Origin of the sequence: Oerskovia enterophila (genome assembly GCF_001692445.1) — a bacterium.
Taxonomy (GTDB): domain Bacteria; phylum Actinomycetota; class Actinomycetes; order Actinomycetales; family Cellulomonadaceae; genus Oerskovia; species Oerskovia enterophila.
Genome location: NZ_MAQA01000022.1, coordinates 39,780 through 53,249, shown reverse-complemented (window position 1 = coordinate 53,249; position 13,470 = coordinate 39,780). Strand labels below are relative to the sequence as shown.

The 13,470-nt window shown below is 73.1% G+C and carries 15 protein-coding genes and 3 tRNA genes; 6 read left to right on the top strand and 12 right to left on the bottom strand.

Features of this window, described 5'->3' with window-relative positions; genetic code table 11:
• Positions 1–8: 8 nt before the first annotated feature.
• Together OERS_RS10555 and OERS_RS10550 are read right to left on the bottom strand one after the other, a co-directional pair.
• Positions 9–929, bottom strand: a complete 921-nt coding sequence (locus tag OERS_RS10555; protein ID WP_068625725.1) for an ATP-grasp domain-containing protein — start codon at positions 927–929, stop codon at positions 9–11.
• Positions 930–995: 66 nt separating this feature from the next.
• Positions 996–2,042: an ABC transporter ATP-binding protein gene (locus OERS_RS10550; RefSeq protein ID WP_068625724.1), complete on the bottom strand. Its 1,047-nt coding sequence runs from the start codon at positions 2,040–2,042 to the stop codon at positions 996–998.
• A gap of 68 nt (positions 2,043–2,110) precedes the next feature.
• Between OERS_RS10550 and OERS_RS10545 the strand changes: the two genes are divergently transcribed.
• From OERS_RS10545 to OERS_RS10535, 3 genes are all read left to right on the top strand, one after another.
• The gene (locus tag OERS_RS10545) at positions 2,111–2,875 is read left to right on the top strand and encodes an ABC transporter permease (protein ID WP_068625723.1); all 765 of its coding nucleotides are present in this window, start codon (positions 2,111–2,113) and stop codon (positions 2,873–2,875) included.
• Positions 2,872–3,552, top strand: coding sequence for an ABC transporter permease (locus OERS_RS10540; RefSeq protein ID WP_068625722.1), 681 nt, complete (start codon positions 2,872–2,874; stop codon positions 3,550–3,552). Before OERS_RS10545 ends, OERS_RS10540 begins: the two co-directional genes overlap by 4 nt.
• A gap of 84 nt (positions 3,553–3,636) precedes the next feature.
• Positions 3,637–4,653, top strand: coding sequence for a glycine betaine ABC transporter substrate-binding protein (locus OERS_RS10535; protein ID WP_056648492.1), 1,017 nt, complete (start codon positions 3,637–3,639; stop codon positions 4,651–4,653).
• A gap of 28 nt (positions 4,654–4,681) precedes the next feature.
• Here the strand turns inward: OERS_RS10535 and OERS_RS10530 are convergent, their stop codons facing one another.
• The 7 genes from OERS_RS10530 to OERS_RS10500 form a co-directional block, all read right to left on the bottom strand.
• Positions 4,682–6,205, bottom strand: coding sequence for a dihydrolipoyl dehydrogenase family protein (locus OERS_RS10530; RefSeq protein ID WP_068625721.1), 1,524 nt, complete (start codon positions 6,203–6,205; stop codon positions 4,682–4,684).
• An 89-nt stretch (positions 6,206–6,294) separates the two neighbouring features.
• The gene (locus OERS_RS10525; protein WP_068625720.1) at positions 6,295–6,861 is read right to left on the bottom strand and encodes an AAA family ATPase; all 567 of its coding nucleotides are present in this window, start codon (positions 6,859–6,861) and stop codon (positions 6,295–6,297) included.
• Between the two features lie 124 nt (positions 6,862–6,985).
• Positions 6,986–7,723, bottom strand: a complete 738-nt coding sequence (gene trmB, locus OERS_RS10520; RefSeq protein ID WP_068625719.1) for a tRNA (guanosine(46)-N7)-methyltransferase TrmB — start codon at positions 7,721–7,723, stop codon at positions 6,986–6,988.
• A 157-nt stretch (positions 7,724–7,880) separates the two neighbouring features.
• Positions 7,881–9,221, bottom strand: a complete 1,341-nt coding sequence (locus tag OERS_RS10515) for a TrpB-like pyridoxal phosphate-dependent enzyme (protein WP_068625718.1) — start codon at positions 9,219–9,221, stop codon at positions 7,881–7,883.
• Positions 9,222–9,526: 305 nt separating this feature from the next.
• Positions 9,527–9,602 (bottom strand) — tRNA-Lys (locus OERS_RS10510).
• 63 nt (positions 9,603–9,665) lie between these two features.
• A tRNA-Lys gene (locus OERS_RS10505) sits at positions 9,666–9,741 on the bottom strand.
• Between the two features lie 119 nt (positions 9,742–9,860).
• The gene (locus OERS_RS10500; protein WP_056648953.1) at positions 9,861–10,157 is read right to left on the bottom strand and encodes a GroES family chaperonin; all 297 of its coding nucleotides are present in this window, start codon (positions 10,155–10,157) and stop codon (positions 9,861–9,863) included.
• 190 nt (positions 10,158–10,347) lie between these two features.
• Here OERS_RS10500 and bcp point away from each other — a divergent pair, with 190 nt between their 5' ends.
• Positions 10,348–10,827: a thioredoxin-dependent thiol peroxidase gene (gene bcp / locus OERS_RS10495; protein ID WP_068625717.1), complete on the top strand. Its 480-nt coding sequence runs from the start codon at positions 10,348–10,350 to the stop codon at positions 10,825–10,827.
• Between the two features lie 119 nt (positions 10,828–10,946).
• Positions 10,947–11,031 (top strand) — tRNA-Leu (locus OERS_RS10490).
• 12 nt (positions 11,032–11,043) lie between these two features.
• Here the strand turns inward: OERS_RS10490 and OERS_RS10485 are convergent.
• Positions 11,044–11,526: a hypothetical protein gene (locus tag OERS_RS10485; protein WP_139107781.1), complete on the bottom strand. Its 483-nt coding sequence runs from the start codon at positions 11,524–11,526 to the stop codon at positions 11,044–11,046.
• A gap of 93 nt (positions 11,527–11,619) precedes the next feature.
• Between OERS_RS10485 and OERS_RS10480 the strand changes: the two genes are divergently transcribed.
• Complete coding sequence (locus OERS_RS10480) at positions 11,620–12,216, top strand: protein-L-isoaspartate O-methyltransferase family protein (RefSeq protein ID WP_318244484.1); 597 nt, start codon at positions 11,620–11,622, stop codon at positions 12,214–12,216.
• Here OERS_RS10480 and OERS_RS10475 read toward each other — a convergent pair.
• The gene (locus tag OERS_RS10475) at positions 12,203–12,835 is read right to left on the bottom strand and encodes a thymidine kinase (RefSeq protein ID WP_191803095.1); all 633 of its coding nucleotides are present in this window, start codon (positions 12,833–12,835) and stop codon (positions 12,203–12,205) included. The two genes, OERS_RS10480 and OERS_RS10475, sit on opposite strands and share 14 nt — an antisense overlap.
• Before the next feature lie 43 nt (positions 12,836–12,878).
• Positions 12,879–13,463: a GNAT family N-acetyltransferase gene (locus OERS_RS10470; RefSeq protein WP_235534212.1), complete on the bottom strand. Its 585-nt coding sequence runs from the start codon at positions 13,461–13,463 to the stop codon at positions 12,879–12,881.
• Positions 13,464–13,470: the final 7 nt, after the last annotated feature.

Here is a 13,470-nt window from a genome sequence, read left to right as displayed (position 1 = left end):
TCGGGCCGTCAGGCCGTGGGCGCCGCGACGAGCCGCTGTGCGACCGCGTCGGCGAACCGGTCGAGCGACCCCTTGCCGAGCGAGAAGAACAGCGACGGCTCGGTGAGCTCGACCTCGATGACCATGGGTGCGCCGTCGTCCCCACCCACCAGGTCGACGCGTGCGTAGAGGTTGGGCTCCTGCCCCGGGACCGCCTTCGCCGCGACCGCGAGCGCCTGCTGCGCGACCTCGAGCTGCTCGGGGCTCGCCTCGAAGCGGCTCATCTCCTCCTGCTTGTACAGGCCCTGGGTGGGCCGGTGCGGCCCGGTGAGGAGCGCGTTCTTGCGCACCGCGTGCGAGAACTCGCCGTCGATGAAGACCAGGCCGGTCTCGCCGGCCGTGTCGACGCTGCGGACGTAGGGCTGGACCATGACCTGGCGCCCCGAGACCAGCAGGTTCTTGGCGTGCTGGATCGCGAGGCCGCGCGAGTGGGCCTCGCCCGACTGGTAGCGCCCGGTGTCCTTGGCCCCGGCGCTCACGACGGGCTTGATGACGAAGTCGCCCTGCGCGGGCAGGCGCGTGTGGATGGCACGCGACGACAGGTTCTGGCTCGGGTCGAGCCAGAGCGTCGGGATGACCGGCACGCCCTGCTCCTCGAGCTCGCGCAGGTAGCGCTTGTCGGTGTTCCAGCTGATGACCGCAGCGGGGTTGAGCACCCGGCCGGCGCGCTCGGCCCACTCGACGAACTCGTCGCGGCGCGGCGCGTAGTCCCAGGCGGAGCGCACGACGACCGCGTCGAACGAGGTCCAGTCGACCGTCTCGTCGTCCCACACCGCGGGCACGGCCTCGATGCCCCGTGCGGCGAGGGCACCGACGAGCGGAGCGTCGTCGGGGTCGAGGTGCGGCAGGACGGAGCAGGTGGCGACGGCGATGCGCGAGGTGGTGGTCACCCACAAGAGCCTAGACGCCCTGGGCTCACTGAACACGTGGGACCGGGTGAGATCTGCGTCGCGCCGCTAGACCGCGGCGGCATCGGCTGTGCGCCGCAGGGCGGCGAGGATCCCGTCCGCGGTGAAGGAGCCGACGACGTCGCCCGCCTCGTCCGCGACGGGCACCCTGCCCATCGCTGACCCGGGCAGGGCCGCGATGGCCTCGAACGCCTCTGTCAGCGGGGCGCCGAGCCGGATGGGCTCGGGAGCGGGGGCCGAGATCAGCTCGGCGCCGTCGAGGTCGCCCTGCTGCACCGTGGCCAGGCCGAGCATCCGGACGGGCGCCCCCTCGCCGATGAACTCGCGGACCGCGTCGCTCGCGGGGTGCGCGAGGACGGTCAGCGGCTCGGCGAGCTGTTCGAGACGCCCCCCGAAGCTGAAGACCGCGATCCGGTCGCCGAGGTGGACGGCCTCGTCGATGTCGTGGGTCACGAACAGGACCGTGGTCCCGAGCTCGCGCTGGATGCGCCGGAACTCGGTCTGGAGGCGACGCCGGCCGGCGGGGTCGACCGCCCCGAAGGGCTCGTCCATGAGCAGGACGGGCGGGTCGGTCGCGAGCGCGCGAGCGACTCCCACCCGCTGCCGCTCGCCCCCGGACAGCTCGTGCGGGTAGCGCTTGGCGTAGGTGTCGGGGGCCAGGCCGACGAGCTCGAGCAGCTCGCCGACCCGTGCCCTGGTCCGCGCCTTGTCCCAGCCGAGCAGCCCGGGCACGGTCGCGACGTTCTGGGCCACGGTCCGGTGCGGGAACAGGCCGACGTTCTGGATGACGTACCCGATCCTGCGGCGCAGCGCCACGGGGTCGCCCTGCGTGATGTCCTCGCCGCGCAGCAGGATGCGCCCGGCCGAGGGTTCGACGAGCCGGTTCGTCATGCGCAGCGTCGTGGACTTCCCGCAGCCCGACGGCCCGACGAGCGCGAGCATCTCGTGCTCACGGACGCTCAGCGAGAGGTCGCCCACCGCGACCGTGCCGTTGGGGTACTCCTTGCGGACGCCGTCGAACACGATGGCCGCCTCGTCGGTGATGGTCGGGAACGCTACGGTCGCCTCGCTGGTGCCTGTCGTGGAGCTCGCCATGCCCCGACGCTACCGGGCGCCCCTCGTCGTCGCGCGAGCGGTGGGCGGCTCGGGATAGGTTCGACGGCATGCCACCCAACCCGTGGTTCTCGTGGAGCTACGTCCAGAACAACTGGGGAGAGATCTCCCAGGCGCTCGTCGAGCACACGACGATCACCCTCGAGGCCGTGCTCATCGCGCTCGTGATCGCGCTGCCGCTCGCGGCTCTCGCGCACCGCGTGCGCTGGCTGGCCGTGCCCGTGCTCGGCATGACGGGCGTCATGTACACCATCCCGTCCCTCGCCCTGTTCTCGATCCTCGTCCCGTTCACCGGGATCGGGCGGACGCCCGTGCTCATCGGCCTGGTCATGTACGCCCTGCTGATCCTGGTGCGCAACATCCTCGTGGGTCTCCAGGGCGTGGACCCGGACGTCCGCGACGCCGCCAGGGGCCTGGGCTACGGATCGACCCGGCTGCTGGCCTCGGTCGAGATGCCCAACGCGCTCCCGAGCATCATGACCGGGGTGCGCCTCGCGACGGTCTCGACCGTGGCCCTGGTGACCGTCGGGTTCGTCGCGGGGTACGGCGGGCTCGGCACGCTCATGTTCCGAGGCTTCCGCTCGAGCTACAACGCCCAGATCATGACCGCGACCCTCCTGTGCCTGCTCCTGGCCGTCGTGCTCGACCTCCTCCTGCTGCTCCTGGGGCGGGCGCTGACGCCCTGGTCCCGCACGCGGGGCACCTCGTCGAGGACCGACTCCCGGCCGACGGCCGGCGCCGCGGGCGCGACCACGGGGCCCGAGTCGCGGGAGCCGCTGGAACCGCAGGACCGGACGGCGGTGCGGGACGCATGAACGTCGTCGAGCAGGCCCTGACGTGGCTCAACGACCCCCTCAACTGGACCGGGCCGGACGGGCTCCTGGTCCGCACCGGGGAGCACCTCGAGATGACGGCCGTCGCGGTCCTCCTCGCGGCGCTCGTCGCGCTGCCCGTGGGCATCTGGCTCGGGCACTCCGGGCGCGGGGCCGGGCCGACCATCGTGGTCGTGAACACCTCGCGTGCTCTCCCGACCTTCGGGATCCTGCTCATCCTCGCGGCGGGCGGGTTGTTCGGGAACCGTGCGGCGGTCATCTCGGCCGTGATCTTCGCGATCCCGCTCATCCTCGCGAACGCCTACACGGGCGTCGCCGAGGTCGACCCCGACGTCAAGGACGCCGCGCGAGGCATGGGTATGTCGTCGCAGCGCTCGCTGTGGCTCGTCGAGGTGCCGCTCGCCGTGCCCTTGGTCGCGGCGGGTCTGCGCACCGCGATCGTGCAGGTCATCGCGGTGCTGACCCTCGCGGCGTTCGTGGGGGGCGGGGGGCTCGGGGTCCCGCTGCGGGTCGGCTTCTCCAACCAGCGGTACGGGCAGGTGCTCGCTGTGGGCGTCGTGATCGCGGTCCTGTGCCTGGTCGTGGACGCCGTCCTGGCACTGGTCCAGCGGGCCGTGACCCCCGCGCCTCTGCGGACCAGGGCCGGGACCTTGCGCTGAGGCGTCGCTCGGGTTGCCGGTCTCCGGCGCCGGGGGTGGAATGGGTTGTCCGTGCGAGCCGACGATCGAGAGGCCCCGACACACATGTCACGGCGATCCACCACCCTTCGCACCCTGTCCGCTTCCGCCCTCCTCGTCCTGGCCCTCGCGGCGTGCGGCGAGGCCGGCTCCTCCGGTACCGGAGGGAACACCTCCGGCGGTTCGACGTCCACAGCGAGCGGCGCCGCGTGCGAACCGGTCGCGGGCGACGCGCTCGTCGTCCTGGAGGACGACAAGCACCTTCAGACGGTCGACAACATCATCCCTGCGGCGAACGCCGCCGCGGTGGCGAACCAGCCCGCGGTCCTCGAGCTCCTCGACACCGTGTCCGCGGCCCTGACGACCGACAAGCTCATCGCGCTCAACAAGGCCGTCGACGTCGAGCGGCAGACCTCTTCCCAGGTGGCCCAGAAGTTCGTCGAGGACGAGGGCCTCGCTGCCCAGGACACCCCGGGGACGGGCACGTCCCTGGTCGTGGGGGCCGCGAACTTCTCCGAGAGCACGACGCTCGCGGAGATCTACGCGGCCGTGCTGCGCTCGGGCGGGTACGACGTCACGGTGCAGACCGTCGACGCGCGCGAGACGTACCTGCCCGCGCTCGAGTCGGGCCAGCTGAGCGTGTTCCCCGAGTACGTGGGCACGCTCACCGAGTTCCTCAACAAGGAGATCAACGGCCCCGACGCCGAACCCCTCGCGAGCGGCGACCTGGACACCACGGTCGCGGCCCTGCGTGAGCTCGGTGCGCAGAAGGGCCTGACGTTCGGCGAGCCGTCGTCGGCCCAGGACCAGAACGCGTTCGCCGTCACGACGGCCTTCGCCGAGGAGCACGACGTCTCGACGCTCAGCGAGCTCGCCGAGGCCTGCCCCGGGGGCATCACGCTGGGGGCCGGCCCCGAGTGCCCCGAGCGCGCGTTCTGCGAGCCCGGTCTCGAGGAGAAGTACGGGCTCAACATCACCAACTTCGTCAACCTCGACGTGGGCGGCCCGCTGACCAAGGCCGCCCTCCTGCAGGGCGAGATCGTTCTCGGCCTCGTGTTCTCCTCGGACGGCCAGCTCGGCTGACGAGTAGGCGGCTGCTCGCGGCAGACGGTCACAAGCCGTAGGTCTCGAGCAGCCGTAGCCAGACCTCGCTGATCGTCGGGTAGGCGGGCACAGCGTGCCACAAGCGTGCAAGCGGCACCTGCCCGACGATCGCGATGGTCGCGGCGTGCAGCATCTCCGCCGCGTCCGGGCCCACGAACGTCGCGCCCACGATCACCTGGCGCTCGGTGTCGACCACGATCTGCGCGGTCCCCTCGTAGCCCTCGGCCACGAGCACGGCCCCGGACACCGAGCCGAGCTTGTAGGACACCGCACGGACCGGCAGGCCCGCCTTCTTCGCCTCGGCCTCGGTCAGCCCCACGGACGCGACCTCGGGACGCGTGAACACCACCTGCGTCTTGGCTCCGTGGTCCGCCGTCGCGGCATAGCGGCTCCAGGGCTCGGGGGCCTCGCCCGCCGAGCCGCTCGCCCCCGCGGCCCGTGCCTCCTCGGGCCGGACCTTCCCGAACCGCGCCGCGACCACGTCGCCGACGACCCTGCCCTCGTACTTGCCCTGGTGCGTGGTCGCGACCCGTCCCGTCACGTCGCCGCACGCGAAGAGCCAGCCGCCCTCGACGCCCTGGACCTCGAGCTGGTCGTCGACCGCGAGCCCCTTCCCGGGTTCGAGCCCGACCGCCTCGACCCCCAGGTCCCCCGTGCGCGGCACCCGACCGGTCGCGACGAGCACCTGCGCGCCCGCGACCGATCCCTTGCCCTGGGGGCCGTCGTACGCGAGGCGCGCTCCGCCGTCGGGCAGGGACGTCGCTCCCGTGACGCTGACCCCCAGCCGGACGTCCACCCCGATCGCGCGCAGGCCCGCCGCGACGGCCTCGCTCGCGAAGGGCTCCGAGCGCCCGAGCAGACGGCCGCGCGAGAGCAGCGTGACCTTCGACCCGAGGTCCGTGAAGGCCGTGGCCATCTCGACCCCCACCACTCCCCCGCCGATCACGACCAGCGAGGCCGGGACGTCCTGCACGCTCGTCGCCTCGCGGCTGCTCCACGGGTCGGTCTCGGCGAGGCCGGGAGTGTCGGGCAGGACGGGCACGCTGCCCGTCGCGACGATCACGGCGTGCCGCGCCGCGAGCAGCCGGGTCGCGGGGAGGTCGTCGACGTCGGCGTCGGGGTCCTCGGGGCTGACCTCGACGAGCCTCGGCCCGACCAGGCGCCCCAGGCCGCGCACGAGCGAGATACCGGCGCCGTCGAGCCACTGGACCTGCCCCGAGTCGTCCCAGTGCGAGACCATCTCGTCGCGGCGCGCCAGGATCGGGCCGGGGTCGAGCGTGGGGCTCGCCTCGACGCCCGGCACGGCGCGCGCGGCCGCGAGCGCTGCTCCGGGGCGCAGCAGCGCCTTGGACGGCATGCACGCCCAGTAGGAGCACTCGCCGCCGACGAGCTCGGCCTCGACGACGGCCACGCTCAGGCCCGTGCGGCTCGCGCGGTCGGCCGCGTTCTCGCCGACGGGCCCACCGCCGATCACGATCACGTCGAACGTCTCGTCGGGGGTGGCCTGGGTCCGGGGGTCGCTGCTGCTCATGCCTCCCATCGTGACCCGGAGGGCGCGGGGCTGCGCGTCGGGCGGTCGGCTCGCCGAGCGACGGGGCGGCCAGCTCGGCTGCCGGCCGCTCAGGCGACGCGCGCCTCGTCGAGACGGTCGAGGATCTGTGCGACCGTCTCGGCGACGGTCCACCCCGTCGTGTCGAGGTGCAGGCCGCCCGGGGTCTCGCGGGCGGCCTCGGCGAACTCCTCGGGGGTCCAGGCACCGTAGGCCTGCTTGTGCCGGGCGGCGTCGCGCGCCGCGAGGGTCGCCGCGTCGGGCGTCAGCACGACGGCGTAGCGCGGCCGGGTGCGCAGGCTCGCCGTGAACCGGGCCAGGTCGGGCCCGAGGAGGATGTCCTGGACCACGGCGGTGATCCCCGCGGCCGCGTAGGTGTCCGCGGCGTGGGCCGCGAGGGACTGCCGCAGGTCGAGCTGGGCGCGCGCAGCGGGCGAGAGCGGAGGGTCCATCGAGGCCTGGCCGCTCACGACGAAGCGCCGGAACATGTCCCCGCGCACGTGCGCCGCGAGCGGGAACGAGCGGGCCAGGGCCTCGGCGACGGTCGACTTCCCGGAGGCCATGGCCCCCGTGACGACCAGGACGGGAGCCGGCTGACCGGGGTGAGCGGCGCCGTCGGGCAGGGAGGTCGTAGGCATGACCGGAGCCTAGGTCGCGCGGCCCCTCGCCGAGAAGCGCATTCTCGCCCCTGCTCGGCGCCGGTCAGGGGCGGCCGCTCACTTCTGGCGGGAGCGCGCCCTGCCGGACCGGCCCGAGCCGCACTCAGACCCGGCGGAACTCCAGGTCCGTGATGGAGCGGCCCGCGGCGTGCCCCTTGCCCTCGAAGCTCGTGCGCACGCGCCCCTCGAAGCGCGGCGCGACCGCCCCGACCCCGTGGACGTTGACGAACGACGGGTTCGCTCCGATGACCTCGAGCATCTGGTCGGCGTACTCGGCCCAGTCGGTCGCGAGCCGCCACGTGCCGCCGGGGCGGATCGCGCGCGCAGCGAGCTCCGCGAGCGAGGGCGTGACGAGGCGACGCTTGTGGTGCCGGGCCTTGTGCCACGGGTCCGGGAAGAAGACCCACAGCTCGTCGACCGATCCCTCGGGGAGCGTCGTGGTGAGCACCTCGGCCGCGTTGGCCTGCAGCAGGCGCACGTTCGTCAGCCCGCGCTGGGTCGCCCGCAGCACGGTCTGCGCGAGCCCGGGCGTGTAGACCTCGACGGCCAGGAAGTCACGCTCCGGGGTCGCCTCGGCCGCGTGGACCACGGCCTCGCCCAGGCCCGACCCGACCTCGACCACGAGCGGAGCCTCACGATCGAACGTCGCGGCGACGTCGAGCACGTAGGCCGGGTCCACGGAGGTCCGGGCCTCCGCGCGCGGGACGTCGACGACGAGCTGCGCGGCGTGCTCGTCCCACGCGCGCTGCTGGCGGGGGTTGAGGCGGCCGCTGCGACGGACGAAGGACACGATGTCGGTACGGAAGCCCTGCTCGCGGGCTTCATCGAGGGTCTCGGGCACCCGACAAGTCTAGGCGGGCCCCGGGGCGGACCCCGGGCGCGCGTGAGGCAGACCTCCTGGAGGCCCGCCTCACGCGCGGGGGGCTACGCCTCGACGGCGCCGGCGGCAGCGAGGACGGAACGGGCGGCCCCGCCCGAGCGCTCGCTGCCCGACGACGTCACACGTACTGCGCGTACGCCGGCAGGTCGAGCTGACCGTTGCCCGAGAGCCCGATCACGACGACCTCGGGCTCCGTGACCGTGCGCGCGTAGGCGATCGCCGCCGCGACCGCGTGCGTCGACTCGGGCGCCGGGATGATGCCCTCGGACCGGGCGAACTCGAGCCCCGCCCGGAACGCCTCGTCCTGGTCGATCGCAACCGCGTCCATGAGCCCCAGGTTCACGGCGTGCGACACCATGGGCGACATGCCGTGGTAGCGCAGGCCGCCCGCGTGGATGGCGGGCGGTACGAAGTCCTTGCCGAGCGTGTGCATCTTGAGCAGCGGCGTGAGCCCCGCGACGTCACCGTGGTCGTAGCGGTACTCGCCCTGGGTGAGAGACGGGCAGGCCGCGGGCTCGCACGCGACGAGCCGCGTCGTCGTGCCCTCGCGCAGGTTGCGCCCCAGGAACGGGAACGTGAGCCCCGCGAGGTTCGACCCGCCGCCCGCGCAGCCGAACACGACGTCCGCGCCCGTCTCGCCCGCCTCCTCGAGCTGGACCAGGGCCTCCTGCCCGATGACCGTCTGGTGCAGCATCACGTGGTTGAGCACGCTGCCGAGCGAGTAGTGCGCCTGCGGGTCCTGCGCCGCGACCTCGACGGCCTCGCTGATCGCCATGCCGAGCGAGCCCGTGGTGTCCGGGTCGCTCGCGAGGATCGCACGCCCCGACGCCGTCAGCTCCGAGGGCGACGAGTGGCACACGCCCCCGTAGGCCTCCATCTGGAAGCGGCGGTACGGCTTGGAGTCGTAGGACGCACGGACCTGCCACACCTCGCACGTCAGGCCGAGCAGGGCCGCGGCCATCGAGAGCGAGGCCCCCCACTGCCCCGCGCCCGTCTCGGTCGTGAGCCGCGTCGTGCCCTCGATCGCGTTGTAGTACGCCTGCGCGATCGCCGTGTTCGGCTTGTGCGAGCCGACCGGGCTCACGCCCTCGTACTTGTAGTAGATGCGGGCGGGCGTGCCGAGCTCGCGCTCGAGGCGGTGTGCGCGGATGAGCGGCGCGGGCCTCCACATCGCATAGATCTCACGGATCGTCTGCGGGATCTCGATGTAGCGCTCGGTGCTGACCTCCTGCTCGATGAGCGCCATGGGGAACAGCGGGGCCAGGTCCGCGGGCACGAGCGGCTCGAGCGTGCCGGGGTGCAGGTGCGGCGGCACGGGCTCGGGCAGGTCCGCGTTGAGGTTGTACCAGTGGGTCGGGACGGTGGAGGGGATCTCGACACCGAGCGGCTCGAGCGAGCGCGCGGTCGGGGTCGCGGGGGCCGAGGGCGCCGCGGGGGTGGAGACGGGGGACGTCGTCAAGGGACTCTCCTTCGTGGATGGGCACGTGCGGGGGCACGTTCCGGGCGATCCACTCCGGGAGACCTGCTGGACCGCCCGTCGTCGGGCTCGGTCAGCACGCCACAGCGTCCGACCGTCAGTGGTCGGGCCACCAGGTGTGCGCGGTGAGCAGGTTCACACCGGCGACCATAGCCGACGACGTACGGGGTGTGAAACGTGTCTCACCAGCGGCCTGCAAGGAAGGGCGTGAGGGGGCCGGCCGCGCGGCGGCGGGCGGGAACGCCGAAGGCCCCTCCCCGCGTCTCCGCAGGTGAGGGGCCTTCGTGTGGTGCGCCATCATGGACTCGAACCATGAACCCGCTGATTAAGAGTCAGCTGCTCTGCCAATTGAGCTAATGGCGCGCTGGTGCTGCTGGGTGGTGCTGGTCGGACGTCACGACGACCCCGTCTCCGGGGCCGTGATCGTGGTGCGCCATCATGGACTCGAACCATGAACCCGCTGATTAAGAGTCAGCTGCTCTGCCAATTGAGCTAATGGCGCGCGAGAAGAAACACTACTGAACAGGCCCGGTAGAGACAAATCAGGAGGCCGGGCGGGCCTGTGACCTGCACGACAACCGCCCTCGTGCAGGGTCGCCCGGCCTCTCCTCGCCCCCGGACCTACAGGTACAGCCCGGTCTTGCCGTCGCTCTCCTCGGGCTGCGAGACGGCGCTCACGTCCTTCTCGCGCAACAGCACGTAGCTCTTGCCGCCCAGCTCTACCTCGGCGCGCTCCTCGGGGTCGAACAGCACGCGGTCCCCGCGGCGCACGTGCCGGACGTTCTCCCCGGTCGCGACGACCTGCGCCCACGCGAGCCGCTTGGGCCCCACGGCCGTGGCGGGGATCACGAGCCCCGCGGACGACTGCCGCTCGGACGCGTCGACCTCGGGCAGGACGAGGAGGCGGTCGTGCAGCATGCGCAGCGGCAGGCGCTCGGGCGTGCTGCCCGACGGCGCCGCCGGGCTCCCGGAGGCGCGCTCGCGCGGGGTGGGGGCCGGCTCGGGCGCCGGGCTGTCGCTGGTGCTGGGGTTCGTCGTGCTCACGCCCACCACGCTACCGGTGTCCTCTACGCTCGGAGGGATCCGTGAACGCTTCCCGAGGAGTCCCATGAGCACGCGCCTTGCCGTCGGAGACGACGCCCCCGACTTCACCCTCCCGACCGCCGACGGCGGCTCCGTGACGCTCTCCGAGCTGCGCGGCAGCTCCGTGATCGTCTACTTCTACCCGGCCGCGTCGACGCCCGGCTGCACCAAGGAGGCGTGCGACTTCCGCGACTCCCTCGCCTCGCTCCAGGGCGCGGGCTACCAGGTCGTCGGCATCTCGCCGGACCCGCTGCCCAAGCTCGTGAAGTTCGCCGAGGAGGAGCTGCTGACGTTCCCCCTCGCGTCCGACGAGTCCAGGGCGACGCTCGAGGCCTACGGTGCGTGGGGCGAGAAGAAGCTCTACGGCAAGACCGTGACGGGCGTGATCCGCTCGACCGTCGTCGTCGACCCCGAGGGCAAGGTCGCGCTCGCGCAGTACAACGTCAAGGCCACGGGCCACGTCGCCAAGCTGCGCCGCGACCTGGGCCTCGACCCCAAGAAGTAGGCCGCCCGTCGGCGTCCGGGGCGTCCGGGGCAGTCGCCGAGCGCCCCGGTCAGGGCCGGTGCCACACCCGGCGAGCCGACGAACGACGCACCCCTCGCACGCCCGTAGACTGTGCGGGCGCGCGAGTGGCGTAATTGGCAGCCGCGCCAGGTTTAGGTCCTGGTGTCTTCGGACGTGCGGGTTCGAGTCCCGCCTCGCGCACCACGTCGGTGCAGGTCAGCCGACCGGCACGTCGATCGCCCCCGGCACCAGGCCTGGTCGCGGCTCGGCACAGCCGGACTCGTCCGGGTAGCCCCAGCCCTTCACGGGCACGGCGTCGCCGGCACAGCCGACGAGCTCGCGCTCACCGAGCGGTTCCTCGAGCTCGACCGTCACCTGCCGCACCCCGAAGTCCTCGCTGCACTGGCCCCTGGTGCGGAGCACGTACGCCCGGACCTCGACGCTCTCCGCGCCCTCCTCGACCTCGATGCCCTCGTCGTCGGTGCACGTGCTGCCGCCGGCGTAGACCCCGAGGTCGAGTGACGCCCCCTCCTCGGACACCAGGATCCACTCGACCCGCTGTCGTTCGGGCGCGCCCGGACCGCACCCGACGAGCACCCCGGCACCGACCGCGCACACGACGGCTCCTGCGAGCACCCGACCGACCGCACCCGGTCCCCTCCGCGCCGACCTGCGCCCGCCCGCTGCCCGTCCCGTCATGTGCGGGACCCTACCGTCCGCCGGGCCGGCTGCCCGCCCCTCCGGCGCCTCGTCGTCCTACCCTGGAAGCAGGTCCCGAGGAGGCGATCCGACGTGCCGAACGGTCACAGGGTTCAAGAGACCACCGCGCGCGACGTCGCAGCAGCGATGTCGGCGATCGACCGGCGGCGCTTCCTGCCGCGCAACCAGCGCCCGTACGCGCGCGACGACCGACCCTTGCCGATCGGGCACGGGCAGACGAACTCGCAGCCACGGACTGTCGCCGACACGCTCCGGCTGCTCCAGGTGCCGCGCGGGGCGCGCGTGCTGGACGTGGGGTCAGGCTCGGGGTGGACGACCGCGCTGCTGGCTCACCTCGTCGGCCCGGGTGGCAGCGTCGTGGGGGTCGAGATCGACCCGGACCTCGCGGAGTGGGGGGCCTCCAACCTCGCGAGCTACCCGATGTCCTGGGCGCGGATCGAGGTCGCAGAGCCGGGACTCCTGGGGCGCCCGACGATGGGCGGCTACGACCGCATCCTCGTGTCGGCGGCCGCCCAGGTCCTGCCGCAGGAGCTGGTCGACCAGGTCGCGATCGGCGGGCGCCTCGTGATCCCCGTGCAGCACGTCCTGGTGCTCGTCGAGCAGCACCTGACGGGCACCGTCACGAGCCGGCACGGCACCTACAGCTTTGTCCCGCTCATCGGCTCGTGACCGTCGGGTCGTCAGGAGCCGCTGCACCGGGAGTGCCCGTACGCCAGCGCGCCGCCGAGAAGTGGACCCGGCACCGCGCCTGGTAGGACTCGAGGCCGCCGACGTGCTCCGCACCCGCCGTCAGGGCGTCCCCGTCCGCGGCGGCGACGACGCGCTCGTGGAAGGGGGCGTCCTCGCCGCAGACCGTGCAGACGGCCGTGAGACGGTCGGCACGCTCGGCGAGGGCACCCAGGGCCGGGATGGGCTCGAACGGCCGGCCGTCGAACGTCACGTCGAGGCCCGCGACGATCATCACGAGGCCGCCGTCGGCACCGCGCTGCACGACGTCGAGGAGGTCCGGCCCGAAGAACTGGGCCTCGTCGACCGCCACGAGCTCGACCGACGGGTCGAGGCGGTCCAGGATCTCGGCTGCCGATGCCGCAGGACGCGACGGGATGTCCAGACCGGAGTGCGAGCTGACGACGCCCTCGCCGCGCCGGTCGTCGAGCTCGTGGTGCACGACCTCGACGCGGCGCCCCGCGATCTGCGCACGGCGCACACGCCGCAGCAGCTCCTCGGTCTTGCCCGCGAACATGGGCCCGCTGATGACCTCGACCCGTCCCCGCCTCACGTCCTCCACCGGGCCAGTACAGCACCGGCGTCCGACACGGGCCCGCCGAAGGTCAGGCGCGTGCTTCCCACTCGCTGCGGAGCACCCCCATGACCACCGCGTCGTACCGCTCCCCGCGCACGATCCGCGCATCGCGGAAGCGTCCCTCCTCGACGAACCCGAGGCTGCGTCCGACCCCCAGCATGGGCAGGTTCCCCGACCACGTCGCGAAGTCGAGCCGACCCCAGTCGGTCACCTGGAACAGGTAGGTGGTCCACAGGGCGAGCGCCTCGCGCCCGATCCCCCGCCCACGGACGGCCGGGTCGTAGACCCCGACGCCCATGCGCGCCCACGACGTCTCCTGCGACTCCCAGTACCAGGAGACGGTCCCCACGAACCGGTCGTCGGCGTCGGCGACCACGACGGTCCGAGGCGGCATCCCGTCCGCCGCCCCGGCAGGGGCCGCAGCCAGGGCCGCGACGCGGGCGTCTGCCTGCGCGTCGTCGGGCACGGGGTAGTACGGCCCGTCCCAGTCGTGCCACTCGTGATGGGGCCGCAGCCACTCACGGAAGACGGCGAGGTCCGCGGGCCGCCAGCCTCGGAGCCGGGCAGCATGCCCGACGCCGTAGACCGGCACCCGCGGGTCCCTCGCCGTCACGTGTCCT

Coding starts and splice junctions, on each gene's coding strand:
- OERS_RS10500 (WP_056648953.1), bottom strand. CDS start 10,157: ATGCTGCACGACCGCCTCCTCGTCCTGCCCGAGGTCGACGCGTCCGAG.
- OERS_RS10485 (WP_139107781.1), bottom strand. CDS start 11,526: ATGACGGGACGGGCAGCGGGCGGGCGCAGGTCGGCGCGGAGGGGACCG.
- OERS_RS10525 (WP_068625720.1), bottom strand. CDS start 6,861: ATGCCTACGACCTCCCTGCCCGACGGCGCCGCTCACCCCGGTCAGCCG.
- bcp (WP_068625717.1), top strand. CDS start 10,348: ATGAGCACGCGCCTTGCCGTCGGAGACGACGCCCCCGACTTCACCCTC.
- OERS_RS10550 (WP_068625724.1), bottom strand. CDS start 2,042: ATGGCGAGCTCCACGACAGGCACCAGCGAGGCGACCGTAGCGTTCCCG.
- OERS_RS10540 (WP_068625722.1), top strand. CDS start 2,872: ATGAACGTCGTCGAGCAGGCCCTGACGTGGCTCAACGACCCCCTCAAC.
- OERS_RS10530 (WP_068625721.1), bottom strand. CDS start 6,205: ATGAGCAGCAGCGACCCCCGGACCCAGGCCACCCCCGACGAGACGTTC.
- OERS_RS10535 (WP_056648492.1), top strand. CDS start 3,637: ATGTCACGGCGATCCACCACCCTTCGCACCCTGTCCGCTTCCGCCCTC.
- OERS_RS10545 (WP_068625723.1), top strand. CDS start 2,111: ATGCCACCCAACCCGTGGTTCTCGTGGAGCTACGTCCAGAACAACTGG.